A 16,327-nucleotide genomic window follows, 5' to 3' on the forward strand; every position below is an offset into this window, starting at 1 on the left:
CGCGATGATACCTCTTTTTAACTCAAGAATGCCAACATGTTATTCATAATATGAAATAACATAGCTGGAATAATGGACTTTGTTTTTTTACATAAAATGGCCATTAATAATCCCATAAAGAAAGTAATTACCATTACCCCAAGTGAGTATGTATGAGCGATACCGAAGAAGAAACTTGTTACGATGGCTGCAATCCAAAATGGAAAGCGTTCTGAGAAGAAGCGAAGTATAAAACCACGGAAAATAAGTTCTTCAAAAATGGGTGTGAGTATTGCAAAGCTGAGAAGTAATAATATTTGATATTGCTTAAAGACGTCTAAGCTTAGTGCGGAAGATTGCTGCTTTGTTGCGTCTTGGAACACATAATTTAACAAGATGTAATTGAGTATGATGTTGATAACGAAGAAAAGAAGTAAGTATACGTATGTGCGCCATTCTTTCAGTGTTTTAAAGTTAAAAGATTTTAGTAGTAATTTTTTTGCGGGTTCGAATTTAAAAATGAAGAATAACAATACAGCTAGTTGTAATACGGTACTTGCAGTATTTGCAATAGATTCATACAGGGCAACTTGTTTTTTATCTGTAAGACCTGCTGTATAAATTGTTAATGGCATTGCGAGGAACACAGTAATAAGTCCAGTTCCAAAAAAGGCGAATAAAACAGAGCTAATAAATTGTCCCCATGACATCGAGTGTTTTTGTTCATTAGAAAGCTGTGTAGCGGGTTGCATTTGTAAAATCACCTCTTTTATATTTGTATATTTAATTATAAAGTAAAATGTTTTTGAATGTAACATTTAAATATTACATATAAAGTGAAACTTTAATCATTGGGGAGGTTCATCCCCCACTGATTATCAGCCCTCACCAATCGGGCTTTTACGGGCAGTTGATTCTCCACCTAACTTCCTCGTCTTTGCTGAATTTCGAGGTGGGGGTCTTACTGCCCGTTAATGCGGGATAAAGGTTTATTTTCCATAAAATAATAAAAGAGGTATCACCCTGTAGTGATGCCTCTTTCTCATTGATAACTATGTTCTGCCTTGTTATTCAATTTTGCTTGCTCTATTTGCAATTCACGCTCTACCAATCGATCTAATTGCTGAATAGCTTTAAGTGCTTTTTCATAAGAAATCGTTCTATAATGATGAGCTCCGCCTGGTTCTTCATCTGCTTCGTCTGCCCATTTAATAATATTTTGAAGAGATGTTCTTTCAATTTCTTGTTCTACTAAGAAAGAATCTGTATGAAGAAGAATTGCGATAGAAATTTCTTTTGCTAGTTTTGGATGTTCTCCCAATCTAATAAGCAATTTATGTGCTCTTTCAGCACCTTTAATTGCATGGATATCATTCTTTTTATATAAGTCATAGTCCCATTCGCCGCCTGTGTACCACGTATGATGTCCGATATCATGAAGGAAACCGGCTTTTGTCGCAGCATCGACTGAGGCGTGATGCTTTTTGGCTAGGTGAAACGCATGGTAAGCGACAGCGATCGCGTGGACCATTCCAGAACGGTTTACGTATTTTTGTGTAATGTGATGTTTAAAAACTTGTTCAAGCGTAATACGGTGCATAAAACATTCACTCCTTTTATCTAATGATGTATACGAAGAAAAATCGATCGGTTTAAATGTATTTTGAACATTGTACTCCATCATAGTTCGTTAGTAAAGTAGAAATGTTTAGGAGAAGAAAAATTTTTTTCGTAAAAAAATCACCTTAGCTTATGCGAAGGTGATTTTCAAATTGCTTATTTTTTTAATCCTTGCTCTAGTGTTTCTAACATTTCGTGCTTTTCATTTTCATCAGCGTTTTTCCAAATGACTTCAAATAAAACGCCAAGACCTGGAAGCATTTTTTCTTCACCGCTTTGAATTGCATCGACAATTGTTTCTTGTAATTGATCTTGTGAATTACCAGATACATTCGCTAATACGGCACCGCGTAAATTAAAACTCATTGCTTTCACCTCTTCTTCAGAATTGAAACTGACGTTAGTTTTTGTTCTTTTTTATGTAAATATGTATGAAAAATAGGCTATAATGATAAGACAAGAAGAGAGGGAAATACATATTATGAAAAACATTGATTCAGTACAAAATCCGCGTGTAAAGCAGTGGAAAAAGCTGCAAACGAAAAAAGAACGCGATAAAAAAGGTTTATTTTTTGTAGAAGGATTTCACTTAGTCGAGGAAGCTCTGAAGGCAGGAATTGTAACAGAACTTATCGTTTCAGATCAGACAGACCTTCCGAAAGATTGGACAGTTAATGATGTGGAAATGTATATCGTGCCTGAGGCGATTGTAAAAATACTTCGTGAAACAGAAACGACGCAAGGTGTATTTGCTGTTTGTGAGAAGCATGAGAAAGAAGTAGCTCTTACTGATGGGAAATTCCTTTTATTAGATGGCCTGCAAGACCCAGGTAATTTAGGAACAATTATTCGTACAGCTGATGCAGCTGGTATTCACGCCGTTGTGCTTGGAGAAGGTTGTGTTGATGTTTACAATAGTAAAGTACTCCGCTCTACACAAGGTTCTATTTTCCACTTACCAATTGTAAAAGGGAACTTAGAAGAATGGGTAGACAAGTTAAAAGAAAATAACGTTCCTGTATATGGAACAGCTCTTGAAAATGGAGTTCCGTATGGTGAAGTAACACCGGCTGGTAGTTTTGCATTAATTGTAGGAAATGAAGGAAGCGGCGTAAGCCAAGAAATTCTTGCAAAAACGGATCAAAACTTGTATATTCCGATTTACGGCGGGGCAGAATCATTAAATGTTGCGGTTGCAGCAGGGATTTTAACGTATTATTTGCAAAGCCCGGTTGCGAACAAATAAAAAACTTCTTATAATAAGTTGAAGTACATTATATTAAAAGTTAAATAACGAAAAACGTTGATAGAGAAGAGTAGCTTACAAAATCGCCATATAGGGAGAGAATGCCGTAGACTGAAAGCATTCTTATGGTAGACGGAAGTGAATTCACCTCTGGAGTTGACGCCAGGACCATATATATGTAAAGGCGTTCCGGTCAGAATTGATCGTTATAACTAATGAGTGGGCAGACTTGTTCTGTCAATTTAGGGTGGTACCGCGAATTTACCTCGTCCCTTTTTGGGAGCGAGGTTTTTTTATTTTTAAAATTAGGAGGGTTCCAAAATGGAAGCACGTTTAAAAGAGCTAAAGCAAAAAGCGTTAGAGCTTATTGAAGAAGCGAAAGAGCTAAAGGGCTTAAACGACGTACGCGTAGCGTATTTAGGAAAAAAAGGTCCAATTACAGAAGTATTACGCGGCATGGGAAAATTATCAGCAGAAGAGCGTCCACGTATGGGAGCATTAGTAAATGAAGTACGTGAAGCGATTCAAACACGTCTAGAAGACAAAATTGGTAACTTAGAAAAAGCAGTAATTGAAGCGAAATTAGCTACGGAAACAATTGATGTTACATTACCAGGTCGTCCTGTTGAAACAGGTTGTCACCATCCGTTAACAGCTGTTGTTGAACAAATTGAAGATGTATTCATCGGTATGGGTTATGAAGTAGCTGAAGGAACAGAAGTAGAAAAAGACTACTACAACTTCGAAGCACTAAACTTACCGAAAGATCACCCAGCACGTGACATGCAAGATACATTCTACATTACAGAAGAAACGTTACTACGTACACATACATCTTCTGTGCAAGCACGTACGATGGAAAATAATAAAGAAAAAGGCCCAATCAAAATTATCTGTCCTGGTAAAGTGTATCGCCGCGATGATGATGATGCGACGCATTCACATCAGTTCATGCAAATTGAAGGTCTTGTAATTGATAAAAACATTCGTATGAGTGACTTAAAAGGTACACTGCAAGTATTTGTGAAAAAGATGTTCGGTGAAGATCGTGAAATCCGTCTTCGTCCAAGTTTCTTCCCATTCACAGAGCCATCTGTAGAGATGGATATTTCTTGTATGATGTGTCATGGCAAAGGTTGCGGCACTTGTAAAGGAACTGGTTGGATTGAAATTTTAGGCGCAGGTATGGTTCACCCGAACGTACTTGAAATGGCTGGTTATGATTCAAAAGAATATCAAGGTTTCGCATTCGGTATGGGCGCAGAGCGTATCGCAATGTTGAAATACGGCGTAGATGACATTCGTCATTTCTATACAAATGATGTACGTTTCCTACAACAATTCAAACGAGCGTAAGGGAAGGAGAGGATAAATATGTTCGTATCATATCGTTGGTTACAAGAGTATGTAGATATTAAAGATGTAACAGCACAAGAACTAGCAGACAAAATCACGAAAAGTGGTATTGAAGTAGAAGGTGTTGAAGTATTAAATAAAGGTGTAAAAGGTGTTGTAGTTGGTCACGTATTAGAATGTGAAAAACACCCAGAAGCTGATAAATTAAGCAAATGCTTAATCGATATCGGTGAAGAAGAGCCAGTTCAAATTATTTGTGGAGCTGCTAACATTGCAAAAGGTTTAAAAGTACCAGTTGCAAAAGTTGGTGCTGTACTTCCTGGTAACTTCAAAATTAAAAAAGCAAAACTACGTGGTGAAGCTTCTCACGGTATGGTTTGTGCTCTTCAAGAGCTTGGCATTGATGGAAAGTTAGTTTCAAAAGAATATGCAGATGGTATCTTCATCTTCCCAAGTGACGCTGAAGTTGGTGCAGATGCACTTGAAATTTTAAACTTACACGATGAAGTACTTGAGCTTGGCTTAACACCAAACCGTGCAGATTGCTTAAACATGTTAGGTGTTGCATATGAAGTGGCTGCTATTTACGGCCGCGAAGTAAAACTTCCAGCTATCGAATTACAAGAAACAGCAGAAAAAACTTCTGATTATATTTCTGTAAGTGTAGAAGCGAAAGAAGAAAACCCATTATACATTGCAAAAATGGTTAAAAACGTAAAGATTGGTCCATCACCAATGTGGATGCAAACTCGCCTTATGGCAGCTGGTATTCGCCCAATTAGCAACGTAGTTGATATTACAAACTACATTTTAATGGAATACGGTCAACCGTTACATGCATTCGATTACGATAAATTAGGTTCAAAAGAAATCGTTGTTCGTCTTGCAAAAGAAGGCGAAAAAATTGAAACGTTAGATGATCAAGAGCGTACATTACAAAGCCACCACCTTGTGATTACAAACGGAACAAAAGCTTTAGCTGTTGCTGGTGTAATGGGCGGAGCGGATTCTGAAGTTACAAATGAGACAGTAAACGTTCTAATTGAGTCTGCATACTTTGCAGGTCAAACAGTGCGTCGTACATCAAAAGACTTAGGTCTTCGTAGTGAATCAAGTGCACGTTTCGAAAAAGGAATCGACCCAACACGTACATTTGAAGCAATTCAACACGCAGCTGCTTTAATGGCGAAATATGCTGGCGGTGAAGCGCTTGAAGGTGTAGTAGAAGCTGACAACTTACAAGTACAAGAGCGTACAGTATCTGTTACTGCTGAAAAAGTAAACCGTGTATTAGGTACAAATATTTCTGCGAGTGAAATGGGTACAATGTTTACAAACTTGAAATTCCCATTCACAGAAGTAGAAGGAACATTCCATGTAAATGTACCAGCACGTCGTCCTGATATTACAATTTCAGAAGACTTAGTAGAAGAAGTGGGCCGTCTATACGGTTATGACCACATTCCAGTTACATTACCTTCTGGAACGATGACTCGTGGTAAATTAACATCAGCACAAACGAAACGTCGTAAAGTACGTCGCTTCTTAGAGGGTGCTGGTTTATATGAAGCAATCACGTATTCATTAACAAGCGCTGACAAAGCGAAACAATACATGGTTGAGCCAAACGAAAAAGCACCTGTAAACCTTGCGCTTCCAATGAGCGAAGAGCGTAGCCAACTTCGTTTAAGCTTAGTGCCACAATTGCTAGAAGCAGTTTCATACAATGTTGCTCGTAAAAACGACAGCGTTGCTTTATACGAAGTAGGTTCTATCTTCTTACCAACAGAAGCAGGAGAACTTCCGAAAGAAGAACAGCACCTTGCAGGTGTTATGACAGGTCTTGCTCTTCACCATGCATGGCAAGGTGAGAAGAAAGTAGTAGACTTCTTCGTTATGAAAGGTGTACTAGAAGGACTATTTGACGTACTTGGCGTTTCAAACCAAATCACATATGCACCAGCAAAACGTGAAGGTATGCACCCAGGCCGTACAGCTGACATCGTATTAGATGGCGAAGTAATTGGCTTCATCGGTCAATTGCACCCAGAAGCAGAAAAACAATTAGATGTGAAAAATACATTCGTATTTGAACTATCTCTTGTAAAAGTATTCGGTGCAGACGCTGAAGAAACTTACTACTCAGCAATTCCGCGTTTCCCATCTATGACACGTGACATGGCTGTTGTGGTAACAAAAGAAACAAAAGCTGGTGAAATGAAGCAAGTCATTGCTGAAGCTGGCGGAGAACTTCTGAAAGACGTAACACTATTCGACTTATACGAAGGTGAAAAAATGGAAGAAGGCAAGAAATCACTTGCATTTTCTATGACTTACTTCGATGCAGAACGTACGTTAACAGATGAAGAAGTAACAGAAGCGCATAACCGTGTATTAACAACGGTAGAAGAGAAATTTGGTGCGGAGTTACGTAAGTAATTAGAAAATTGCCGGATTCATTCCGGCAATTTTTTTTATTGCACAATCGTCGAAAGATGTCGGTAAGTCGATATATTACAAAAATCGCTTATATATTTTCTGGCATCTTGCATCTTTCTCTCGAATGTAGTACATTAATTTTAGTTTAACAAAATGAAAGACGATGATAAGGAAAAGTAGTATATACTATAATCCAAAGCGAGTCAGGGGCGGTGAGAGCCTGATGAGGCGGTATATGTGAAGAACACCTTGGAGTTGCTAACCGAAATTGAATTTTGTATTCAAGAGTAGACTTAGACGGGAAGCCGGCCTGTTACAAACCGGGAAGTATGTATTACATACGAGTTAAAGTTGGTCTTTATGACAAATTGGGTGGTACCGCGAAGTTTAACCTTTCGTCCCTTTATGGATGAAAGGTTTTTTTGTATTTAAATATATCAGCAAAGGAGAATTTCACTATGGAAAACACATTAGTAAAAAGTCTGTATAGAGATACAGAAAAGTATGCAGGTCAAACAGTACAAGTATCAGGGTGGATTCGTAACTTACGTGATTCAAAAGCATTTGGTTTCATCGAATTAAACGACGGTAGCTTCTTCAAAAGCGTTCAAATCGTTTTCGATACAGAATTAGAGAACTTTAAAGAAATTGCAAAGCTTCCACTTAGCTCTTCAGTGAAAGTAGAAGGTAAAGTAATTGCAACGCCTGGAGCGAAGCAACCATTTGAAATTAAAGCAGAAAAAATTGATATCGAGGGCTTATCAGATTCTGATTACCCACTTCAAAAGAAGCGTCATACGTTTGAATACTTACGTACAATCGCTCACTTACGTCCAAGAACAAATGCATTCTCTGCAACGTTCCGCGTACGTTCTATCGCAGCATTTGCGATTCACCAGTTCTTCCAAGAGCGTGGATTCGTACATGTTCACACACCAATCATCACTGGTAGTGATACAGAAGGTGCTGGCGAAATGTTCCGCGTAACAACGCAAGATTTAAACAACGTACCAAAAGGTGAAGACGGACAAGTTGATGAATCAAAAGACTTCTTCGGTAAAGAAACAAACTTAACAGTAAGTGGACAGCTGAACGCTGAAGCGTATGCATTAGCATTCCGTGATGTATATACATTCGGACCTACATTCCGTGCGGAAAACTCAAACACAACTCGCCACGCTGCTGAGTTCTGGATGGTTGAGCCTGAGATTGCATTCGCTGAGTTAGGCGATGTAATGGATCTTACAGAAGATATGCTGAAATATGCAATGAAATATGTATTAGAGCATGCACCAGAAGAAATGGACTTCTTCAACAGTTTCGTTGATAAAACAGTTCTAGAGCGTATGAACAACGTGATTAACTCTGACTTCGGTCGCATCACATATACAGAAGCAATTAAAGTACTTCAAGAATCAGGTGCTGACTTCAAATACCCAGTAGAATGGGGTATTGACTTACAAACAGAGCATGAAAGATACTTATCAGAAGAAATCTTCAAACGCCCTGTATTCGTAACTGACTACCCGAAAGACATTAAAGCGTTCTACATGCGTATGAATGAAGATGGAAAAACAGTAGCTGCTACTGACCTTCTAGTTCCTGGCATCGGCGAATTAATCGGCGGAAGTCAACGTGAAGAAAGAATGGACGTTTTAGTAGACAGAATTAAAGAATTAGGTATGAACGAAGAGGACTACTGGTGGTACTTAGAACTTAGAAAATACGGCGGTACAAAACACGCTGGATTCGGTCTAGGTTTCGAGCGCTTCCTAATGTACATCACTGGTATGGCTAACATCCGTGACGTAATTCCATTCCCAAGAACTCCAGGTTCTTCTGAGTTCTAAAATATGAAAAAAGCGAGAGGATTTCCTCTCGCTTTTTTGTTTGCATAGTTTATGACCCCGTAGCAAAAAGTAACGCGAAGGGGTGAGTATAAAATGAGTAAAAAAGTGAAAAAAGATCATTCAAGGTCAAGCCTTGGTTCTCCAGAAGTAGAAGGACAAGGAACGACGACACATGAAACAGGTTCTCATAAAGTACCTTCATCTAATAAGAAGCAGAAACGAAGCTAACATAACAAAGGAGAGTCTTAAGGGCTCTCCTTTGTTATGTGTTACATCTTATTATCGTTAATTTCTTTTGTAATCTTATTTATGTCTTTGTCTAATCGATCTAAATAGAAAAACCACAGTAAACTTATGAACACGTAATAGATGGCCATCACGCCAAGATTATCAGATATATTTTCAAATGTAGATTTAGTAGTGAAAAAAGCTCCCCAAATGGTAGAAATTGTGAGGTAAGAAAGAGGACCTACGATGTGTACGAAAGCATAAAGTACCTTTTTTATTTTTACAGCGTTCATATGAAAAACCTCCTTTTTCTAATCATACATTCAAGTTCCTCACAGAAGTGTTGTAGTTTTGCTGGATTATGTATTAACAAGCGGGCATCGTGTTTCCCGATAAACCTGCGGATCCGAAAGTTTAATAAAAAAGATCGACCATAACGCTCTATTAAATCGTTGAACTCTCGTTGTTCACTTAGTAGCTGAATGTTTTCCCTAATTTCGAACTGTCTTTCATGTGGATCACCTAGTAAAATATTTAGAATCATTTGTAGAAGTAGTAATGGGAATCTACTCCTATATTGGAATAATATGTACATTGTAATTGTAACAAAACTATAAGGACAATAGTAGGGTGAAACAAAAAACAGGAGTTTGTAGGCTCCTGTTTTTGTCGATACTATTTTAATAAGCGAAACGCCTTCTCCGTATTAGCGAAATGCAGTTTCACAAACTCGGGTAATCGTTCTTTACCAAGCTTTTGAATTAATTTAGCTGCAGCGATATCAACTTGTTTACCAGCACCTTTTGGAAGTGGCATACCAGCTTTTTTACTTAGTTCGTCAAACTGTTTTACGAATGAGTAGCGAGCTAAAATAGAAGCAGCGGCTACTGCTAAATGGACACTTTCGCCTTTCGTTGCGAAGTAAACATTCTCACGCTGTACCTGTTTTTGTTTTGCTAAATATTTATAGTATGTATCAGGTTGTGTGAATTGATCGATTAAGACGCCTTCAGGTTTTGTAGGTGCCATTTTAGCTAATAAGTTTGTAATAGCTTTATTGTGTAGTAAAGCTTTTAACTTACCTTGATTGTTTCCTTTATCAAATAGCTCGTTATATTTTTCATTATGAAGGACAAGAGAGCTGTAAGGAACAACGTGTAGAAGTTGTTTCGCAATGGCAGTAATTTGATCGTCATTTAAGTTTTTAGAGTCTTTTACACCAAGTTCTTTTAGCAGTGGGATTTGCTTTGCATCCACATATACAGCAACGACTGTCATCGGTCCAAAGAAATCTCCCGTACCAACTTCATCAGACCCTACAATAGACATTGTACCGATGGAAGCGGGCGGCGCATAAGGATGGGAATCGACAGATTTTTTTACAGCTGTTTTCGGTGTTTGAGAGACAGTTTGCCAACGAGAAGCTTCTGCTTCAGCGCGGCCTCCTTGGAACATTACTTTTCCAGATTTATACGCTGTAATTGTGCAAGATGGTACCTTTGCCATGAAGATTCCGCCTTGTGGAATTTTTGGGCTAAGCGAATGTTTATATTGTTGTTTCATGTCTTCAATTACTGTAGAATTTGTTTGAATTACGATAGAATTTGACATAATGGTCGCCCCTTTTTTTATATTGTTATTTTTATCATATCGGATTGTTCTTTCTGTTTCCATATTATGAAGGTTCATGGTATGATAAACTTTAGGATTCTGTACGTGATTGGAGGCCGGTGAGTTGTCACAACAAAAGGGAAAGAAAAGTCGAATTAATGTAGAAATCTATGGTCAGCAATATTCAGTTGTTGGCGATGAAAGTACAAGTCATATCCGCATGGTAGCAGCGATTGTGGATGATAAAATGCGCGAACTCAATGCCAAGAATCCTTCGCTTGACACGAGTAGACTAGCGGTATTGACGGCGGTAAACGTCATACACGATTACATAAAATTAAAAGAAGAACATGAGAAATTGAAAGAAAGTATGACAAAAAAAGGAATGGAATAACATGATTGATATTATTATCATTTTACTGCTTGTTATGGGATTTTTCCTCGGCTTACGCAGAGGGTTTATTCTGCAACTTGTAAAGTTAACAAGCTTTATTATCGCATACCTTGTTGCATACTGGTACTGTAAAGATTTAGCGCCAGCACTTGCGAAATTTATTCCGTATCCATTTGATAAAAACGTATCTGTTCCAGAATGGATTGATGCAAATAATATTGAGACAGTATTTTATCAAGCGCTTGCGTTTATCATATTGTTTATTATCACTAAAATTGCACTTTCATTACTTGGTAATTTGTTAAATATGTTTGCAGAAATACCGGTTTTAAAGCAAGTAAATGCGTTTGCGGGGGCAATCCTCGGATTTTTAGAAGTATATATTATTTTGTTTGTCTTAATTATCATTGGAAATATTCTTCCGATTGAACAAGTACAAACACCATTACAAAAATCATCAATTAGCAAAATAATTGTAGACGATACACCGATTCTATCTGAAAAGGTGAAGGAACTATGGCAGACAGGTAGCAGAGTATAACTTCTCTTTTTTCGGAAAGAGAAGTTTTTTTCTATGAAAGAAAGGCGGGGCAATGATGAAAGTAAATAAAAAACAAGTTATCAAATTATTAGAGACAATCGGGCTTTTTATGGAACTAAAGGGTGCGAATCCATTTAAAATATCTGCATTTCGTAAAGCGGCAGCAGCATTAGAAAGTGACGATCGTAGTCTTTCTGAAATTGAAGATTTTACAAAGATTCCAGGAATCGGAAAAGGAACAGCAGCCGTTATTCAAGAATATATAGAATCGGGAACATCTGAAGTATTGCAAGAACTTGAGAAAGAAGTACCAAGTAGCTTATTGCCGTTATTAAAACTACCAGGACTTGGTGGTAAAAAGGTGGCTAAGTTATATAAAGAACTTGGTGTTGTTGATATGGAATCGCTAAAAGCTGTTTGTGAGGAAAATAAAGTACAGGCTTTAGCAGGTTTCGGTAAGAAGACAGAAGAGAAAATATTAGAAGCAATCGATCAAGTAGGCTCTCGTCCAGAGCGTTTACCAATTGCGATGGTATTGCCTATTGCCGGGGAAATAGAGGAGAAATTGTCGAATATTGCTGAAGTAATTCGTTTCTCTCGCGCTGGTAGCTTACGCCGTGTTCGTGAGACAGTGAAAGATTTAGATTTTATCATTGCAACGACAGAACCAGCAGCGGTACGTGAGCATTTACTACAATTCGATAACATGATTGAAGTAATCGCGAGTGGAGATACGAAAGTTTCTGTCCGTCTTCAATATGAATATGATATTTCAATCGATTTTCGTTTAGTAAAACCAGAAGAGTTTATTACAACTCTTCACCATTTCACAGGATCAAAGGACCATAACGTAAAAATGCGTCAAATCGCAAAAGATAAAGGCGAGAAAATTAGTGAGTACGGTGTAGAGAACTTGGAAACAGGTGAAGTGAAAACATTTGAGACTGAAGAAGACTTCTTCGCTCATTTCGGTCTGCCATTTATTCCGCCAGAAGTGCGTGAAGATGGAAAAGAAATTGAATTAATTAAAGAGTATCCAAACTTAATTCAGTTTTCCGATATACAAGGTGATTTACATATGCATACAACTTGGAGTGACGGTGCTTTTTCTATTGAAGAAATGGTACAAGCGTGCCGTGCTCGTGGATACAAGTTTATGGCGATTACTGATCACTCGCAATATTTGAAAGTAGCGAATGGTTTAACGAAAGAGCGTCTTCGTGAGCAAGCGAAAGAAATTGAACGTATGAATGAAAAGTATCCAGACATTACAATTTTACGCGGAATTGAAATGGACATTTTACCAGATGCCTCTCTTGATTTTGATGATGAAGTATTAGAAGAATTAGACTATGTCATTGGAGCGATTCACTCTAGCTTCTCACAAGACCGTGAAACGATTATGAAGCGTCTGCGTACTGCACTTGAGAATAAACATGTCACAATGATTGCCCATCCGACAGGACGTCTTCTCGGGCGCCGTGAGGGTTATGATGTAGATACAGATTTATTAATTGAACTCGCAAAAGAGACAAATACAGTTTTAGAATTAAATGCGAATCCGAACCGTCTAGATTTAAGCGCGAAATTATTAAAACAAGCACAAGATGCTGGTGTAAAAGTAGCGATTAATACGGATGCTCATACACTTGAAATGTTAGAGGATATGGAAACAGGTGTAGCTGCAGCACGTAAAGGTTGGATTCAAAAAGATAACGTGATTAACACATGGGATATTGAACGTTTATTAGACTATATTAAACGTAATAAGTAACACAAGGGGGACCTGCAACATGTTAGAAAGAACGTTGCGTGTATTAGAATACAATAAAGTAAAAGAACAATTACTTGAACATACAGCCTCTTCACTTGGCCGTGATAAAGTGAAGAATTTAGTGCCGAGCACTGATTTTGAAGAAATTGTAGAAATGCAAGATACAACGGATGAAGCAGCGAAAGTCATTCGTTTAAAAGGTAGTGCACCATTAGGTGGCATTACGGATATTCGCTCGAATGTGAAGCGTGCAAAGATTGGAAGTATGTTAAGCCCGAATGAACTACTTGATATTGCGAATACGATGTATGGTAGTCGTAATATGAAACGTTTCATTGAAGATATGGCTGATAACGGTGTCGAGCTTCCGATTTTAGAAACTCATGTCGCTCAAATTGTATCTTTATATGAGTTAGAAAAGAAAATTACAAATTGCATCGGTGATGGCGGTGAAGTAGTCGATAGTGCGAGTGATAAACTGCGTGGTATTCGTACTCAAATTCGTACTGCGGAAAGCCGTATTCGTGAAAAGTTAGAAAATATGACGCGTTCTTCAAACGCGCAAAAGATGCTGTCTGACTCGATTGTAACAATTCGTAATGAACGTTACGTAATCCCAGTAAAACAAGAATACCGCGGCGTATATGGCGGTATTGTTCACGACCAATCTGCTTCTGGACAAACATTATTTATTGAACCACAAGTAATTGTAGAATTAAATAATGCACTACAAGAAGCACGAGTGAAAGAAAAACAAGAAATTGAACGCATCTTATTAATGTTAACAGAAGAAGTGGCAGTAGAAGCCGATATCGTTTTATCAAACGTAGAAGTAGTTGCAAATCTTGATTTCATCTTTGCGAAAGCTTTTTATGCGAAACGAATTAAAGCAACGAAACCAATTGTAAATAACGAGCGTTATATGGATTTAAGACAAGCTCGTCATCCACTAATCGATCCAGAAATTATTGTGCCAAATAACATTATGCTAGGTAAAGATTTCACAACAATTGTTATTACAGGACCGAATACAGGTGGTAAAACAGTTACGCTGAAAACAGTTGGTATTTGTGTATTAATGGCGCAATCTGGTCTTCACATTCCAGTAATGGATGAGTCCGAGATTTGTGTATTTAAAAATATCTTTGCTGATATCGGTGATGAGCAGTCGATTGAACAAAGCTTAAGTACGTTCTCCTCACATATGGTGAACATTGTAGATATTTTAGAAAAAGCTGATTTTGAAAGCTTAGTTTTATTTGATGAATTAGGTGCTGGAACAGACCCGCAAGAAGGTGCTGCACTAGCAATTTCGATTTTAGATGAAGTATGTAACCGCGGTGCTCGCGTTGTTGCTACGACGCATTACCCAGAATTAAAAGCATACGGATACAACCGTGAGCAAGTTATTAATGCGAGTGTTGAGTTCGATGTGAACACATTAAGCCCAACGTATAAATTATTAATCGGTGTACCAGGTCGTAGTAACGCCTTTGAAATTTCGAAGCGCCTTGGATTATCTGATCGCGTTATTGACCAAGCACGTAACCATATTAGTACAGATACAAATAAAATTGAAAATATGATTGCGAAGTTAGAAGAAAGCCAGAAAAACGCAGAGCGTGACTGGAACGAAGCAGAGGCACTTCGCAAACAATCTGAGAAACTTCATCGTGAGTTGCAACGTCAAATTATTGAGTTTAACGATGAGCGTGATGAAAAACTATTAAAAGCGCAAAAAGAAGGGGAAGAAAAAGTCGAAGCTGCGAAGAAAGAAGCAGAAGGGATTATTCAAGAACTTCGTCAATTGCGTAAAGCACAGCTTGTAAATGTGAAAGACCATGAGCTTATTGAAGCGAAGAGCCGTCTAGAAGGAACAGCGCCAGAGCTTGTGAAGAAACAAAAAGTAAACGTGAAAAACACTGCGCCGAAACAACAGTTACGCGCAGGTGATGAAGTAAAAGTATTAACGTTCGGTCAAAAGGGTCAATTACTTGAAAAAGTAAGTGATACAGAGTGGAGCGTACAAATCGGTATTCTGAAGATGAAAGTAAAAGAATCTAACATGGAATACATTAACACACCGAAGCAAACAGAGAAAAAAGCAGTCGCAAGTGTGAAGGGTAGAGATTACCACGTTTCATTGGAACTTGATCTTCGTGGTGAACGTTATGAAGATGCAATGATGCGCGTTGAAAAATATTTAGACGATGCCCAGCTTGCAAGTTATCCTCGTGTATCAATCATTCACGGTAAAGGAACAGGAGCGCTTCGCCAAGGTGTACAAGATTACTTGAAGAAGCATCGCGGCGTGAAGAATTACCGTTACGGTGACATGGGCGAGGGAGGCCTAGGCGTAACAGTTGTCGAATTAAAATAGCAAACAACGAAACAAAGGGGAAACCATTATATGTTTATGGACAAACTTGCAAAAGTATTGTTAGCTTGTTGTGGAATATTTTTGGTGATTGGGGTTATTTATTTAGTTGTTTTTGCGAAGTGAAAAAGCGTCAATCGTGGCATAATGATATTGCCATAGATTGACGTTTTTATTATATATGAAAAGGAATAAAACATGAAAATCAACCAATACATAAGCGAAGCAAAATCATGCTCAAGACGTGAAACAGACCGCCTTATTAAAGCTGGACGCGTGGCTATTAATGGCGAAATATGTACGCACGGTGCACTTGTGAGCGATGGTGATGTTGTAACGATTGATGGACAGGTTATTGCGAAAGAAGAGAAAGAAAAGGTGTATATCGCATTCCATAAACCAGTCGGAATTACTTGTACAGCAGCTGATCATATTGAAGATAATATTATTGATTATATCAATTACCCAGAGCGAATCTTTCCAGTTGGGCGATTAGATAAAGCATCAGAAGGACTTATTTTATTAACGAATGATGGCGCGATTGCCAATCAAATTTTACACGGTGATCACGAACACGAGAAAGAATATGTTGTCACAGTCGATAAACCTTTTACGGACTGGTTTATTGATGAGATGTCCAGCGGTGTAAAGATTAAAGATGGTATGACGAAGCCGTGCAAAGTGACGAGAGTCGATCAATCAACATTTCGTATCGTTTTAACGCAAGGAATGAACAGGCAAATTCGTAGAATGAGTCGTGCTTTCGGATTTACTGTAATAAAGCTAAAGCGAGTGCGCATTATGAATATAGAGCTAAATGAGCTTGGAGTAGGAAAATGGCGGAACATTGCAACTGAGGAATTAGAGATATTAAAAGGGCAGTTATAGGGAGGAAAAATTTTCTCCCTATAT

Annotated in this window: 16 protein-coding genes and 2 other annotated features; of the genes, 10 read left to right on the forward strand and 6 right to left on the reverse strand. The window is 38.1% G+C overall.

Annotation, left to right across the window (positions count from 1 at the left end):
• Positions 1-17 precede the first annotated feature (17 nt).
• The 3 genes from IBT51_RS17145 to sspI all read right to left on the reverse strand — a co-directional run bounded on the left by IBT51_RS17145 (position 18) and on the right by sspI (position 1,965).
• Positions 18-731 carry a CPBP family intramembrane glutamic endopeptidase gene (locus tag IBT51_RS17145; protein WP_001182112.1) on the reverse strand — a complete coding sequence of 238 codons (714 nt, stop codon included), beginning with the start codon at positions 729-731 and terminating at the stop codon, positions 18-20.
• Between the two features lie 290 nt (positions 732-1,021).
• On the reverse strand, positions 1,022-1,579 hold the full coding sequence (locus IBT51_RS17150; protein WP_000554803.1) for an HD domain-containing protein: 558 nt from the start codon (positions 1,577-1,579) through the stop codon (positions 1,022-1,024).
• Positions 1,580-1,755: 176 nt separating this feature from the next.
• Positions 1,756-1,965, reverse strand: a complete 210-nt coding sequence (gene sspI / locus IBT51_RS17155; RefSeq protein WP_000009509.1) for a small acid-soluble spore protein SspI — start codon at positions 1,963-1,965, stop codon at positions 1,756-1,758.
• A gap of 82 nt (positions 1,966-2,047) precedes the next feature.
• On the opposite strand from sspI, the gene IBT51_RS17160 reads away from it, so the two are divergent.
• The 5 genes from IBT51_RS17160 (at position 2,048) to IBT51_RS17180 (ending at position 8,718) form a co-directional block, all read left to right on the forward strand.
• Entirely contained in the window at positions 2,048-2,845 is a 798-nt protein-coding gene (locus IBT51_RS17160) for a TrmH family RNA methyltransferase (protein ID WP_200458497.1), read from the forward strand.
• Positions 2,846-2,893: 48 nt separating this feature from the next.
• Positions 2,894-3,122, forward strand: a binding site (T-box leader).
• A 44-nt stretch (positions 3,123-3,166) separates the two neighbouring features.
• Complete coding sequence (pheS, locus tag IBT51_RS17165) at positions 3,167-4,201, forward strand: phenylalanine--tRNA ligase subunit alpha (RefSeq protein WP_000388220.1); 1,035 nt, start codon at positions 3,167-3,169, stop codon at positions 4,199-4,201.
• 18 nt (positions 4,202-4,219) lie between these two features.
• The gene (gene pheT, locus IBT51_RS17170; RefSeq protein ID WP_000498195.1) at positions 4,220-6,640 is read left to right on the forward strand and encodes a phenylalanine--tRNA ligase subunit beta; all 2,421 of its coding nucleotides are present in this window, start codon (positions 4,220-4,222) and stop codon (positions 6,638-6,640) included.
• A gap of 154 nt (positions 6,641-6,794) precedes the next feature.
• Positions 6,795-7,046, forward strand: a binding site (T-box leader).
• Between the two features lie 52 nt (positions 7,047-7,098).
• On the forward strand, positions 7,099-8,490 hold the full coding sequence (asnS, locus tag IBT51_RS17175) for an asparagine--tRNA ligase (protein ID WP_000432189.1): 1,392 nt from the start codon (positions 7,099-7,101) through the stop codon (positions 8,488-8,490).
• Between the two features lie 93 nt (positions 8,491-8,583).
• A complete protein-coding gene (locus IBT51_RS17180; RefSeq protein WP_000039592.1) occupies positions 8,584-8,718 on the forward strand; it encodes a YuzL family protein in 135 nt (44 codons plus the stop codon).
• A gap of 41 nt (positions 8,719-8,759) precedes the next feature.
• Here IBT51_RS17180 and IBT51_RS17185 read toward each other — a convergent pair whose 3' ends face one another.
• From IBT51_RS17185 to rnhC, 3 genes are all read right to left on the reverse strand, one after another.
• Complete coding sequence (locus tag IBT51_RS17185) at positions 8,760-9,011, reverse strand: hypothetical protein (RefSeq protein ID WP_053563576.1); 252 nt, start codon at positions 9,009-9,011, stop codon at positions 8,760-8,762.
• A complete protein-coding gene (locus IBT51_RS17190; protein ID WP_033659778.1) occupies positions 9,008-9,262 on the reverse strand; it encodes a hypothetical protein in 255 nt (84 codons plus the stop codon). Before IBT51_RS17190 ends, IBT51_RS17185 begins: the two co-directional genes overlap by 4 nt.
• 131 nt (positions 9,263-9,393) lie before the next feature.
• A complete protein-coding gene (gene rnhC / locus IBT51_RS17195; RefSeq protein WP_098127765.1) occupies positions 9,394-10,329 on the reverse strand; it encodes a ribonuclease HIII in 936 nt (311 codons plus the stop codon).
• A 124-nt stretch (positions 10,330-10,453) separates the two neighbouring features.
• On the opposite strand from rnhC, the gene zapA reads away from it, so the two are divergent.
• The 5 genes from zapA (at position 10,454) to IBT51_RS17220 (ending at position 16,303) form a co-directional block, all read left to right on the forward strand.
• The gene (gene zapA / locus IBT51_RS17200) at positions 10,454-10,723 is read left to right on the forward strand and encodes a cell division protein ZapA (RefSeq protein WP_000082701.1); all 270 of its coding nucleotides are present in this window, start codon (positions 10,454-10,456) and stop codon (positions 10,721-10,723) included.
• Position 10,724: 1 nt separating this feature from the next.
• Positions 10,725-11,264, forward strand: a complete 540-nt coding sequence (locus IBT51_RS17205) for a CvpA family protein (protein ID WP_000565409.1) — start codon at positions 10,725-10,727, stop codon at positions 11,262-11,264.
• A gap of 55 nt (positions 11,265-11,319) precedes the next feature.
• Positions 11,320-13,038: a DNA polymerase/3'-5' exonuclease PolX gene (gene polX, locus IBT51_RS17210; RefSeq protein WP_000867533.1), complete on the forward strand. Its 1,719-nt coding sequence runs from the start codon at positions 11,320-11,322 to the stop codon at positions 13,036-13,038.
• A 19-nt stretch (positions 13,039-13,057) separates the two neighbouring features.
• The gene (locus tag IBT51_RS17215) at positions 13,058-15,418 is read left to right on the forward strand and encodes an endonuclease MutS2 (protein ID WP_000893743.1); all 2,361 of its coding nucleotides are present in this window, start codon (positions 13,058-13,060) and stop codon (positions 15,416-15,418) included.
• A gap of 195 nt (positions 15,419-15,613) precedes the next feature.
• Positions 15,614-16,303 (forward strand): 23S rRNA pseudouridine(2604) synthase RluF, encoded by a 690-nt coding sequence (locus IBT51_RS17220; protein ID WP_000700737.1) that lies wholly within the window; start codon positions 15,614-15,616, stop codon positions 16,301-16,303.
• Positions 16,304-16,327 lie beyond the last annotated feature (24 nt).

This window comes from Bacillus sp. S71 (assembly GCF_016625265.1).
Lineage (GTDB): Bacteria > Bacillota > Bacilli > Bacillales > Bacillaceae_G > Bacillus_A > Bacillus_A cereus.

What these genes read in the sequence shown, in the direction of transcription:
- rnhC (WP_098127765.1), bottom strand. Translation starts at nt 10,329, where the DNA reads ATGTCAAATTCTATCGTAATTCAAACAAATTCTACAGTAATTGAAGAC.
- IBT51_RS17215 (WP_000893743.1), top strand. Translation starts at nt 13,058, where the DNA reads ATGTTAGAAAGAACGTTGCGTGTATTAGAATACAATAAAGTAAAAGAA.
- IBT51_RS17150 (WP_000554803.1), bottom strand. Translation starts at nt 1,579, where the DNA reads ATGCACCGTATTACGCTTGAACAAGTTTTTAAACATCACATTACACAA.
- IBT51_RS17180 (WP_000039592.1), top strand. Translation starts at nt 8,584, where the DNA reads ATGAGTAAAAAAGTGAAAAAAGATCATTCAAGGTCAAGCCTTGGTTCT.
- pheS (WP_000388220.1), top strand. Translation starts at nt 3,167, where the DNA reads ATGGAAGCACGTTTAAAAGAGCTAAAGCAAAAAGCGTTAGAGCTTATT.
- IBT51_RS17185 (WP_053563576.1), bottom strand. Translation starts at nt 9,011, where the DNA reads ATGAACGCTGTAAAAATAAAAAAGGTACTTTATGCTTTCGTACACATC.
- IBT51_RS17205 (WP_000565409.1), top strand. Translation starts at nt 10,725, where the DNA reads ATGATTGATATTATTATCATTTTACTGCTTGTTATGGGATTTTTCCTC.
- IBT51_RS17145 (WP_001182112.1), bottom strand. Translation starts at nt 731, where the DNA reads ATGCAACCCGCTACACAGCTTTCTAATGAACAAAAACACTCGATGTCA.
- asnS (WP_000432189.1), top strand. Translation starts at nt 7,099, where the DNA reads ATGGAAAACACATTAGTAAAAAGTCTGTATAGAGATACAGAAAAGTAT.
- polX (WP_000867533.1), top strand. Translation starts at nt 11,320, where the DNA reads ATGAAAGTAAATAAAAAACAAGTTATCAAATTATTAGAGACAATCGGG.
- pheT (WP_000498195.1), top strand. Translation starts at nt 4,220, where the DNA reads ATGTTCGTATCATATCGTTGGTTACAAGAGTATGTAGATATTAAAGAT.
- IBT51_RS17160 (WP_200458497.1), top strand. Translation starts at nt 2,048, where the DNA reads ATGATAAGACAAGAAGAGAGGGAAATACATATTATGAAAAACATTGAT.
- sspI (WP_000009509.1), bottom strand. Translation starts at nt 1,965, where the DNA reads ATGAGTTTTAATTTACGCGGTGCCGTATTAGCGAATGTATCTGGTAAT.
- IBT51_RS17220 (WP_000700737.1), top strand. Translation starts at nt 15,614, where the DNA reads ATGAAAATCAACCAATACATAAGCGAAGCAAAATCATGCTCAAGACGT.
- IBT51_RS17190 (WP_033659778.1), bottom strand. Translation starts at nt 9,262, where the DNA reads ATGATTCTAAATATTTTACTAGGTGATCCACATGAAAGACAGTTCGAA.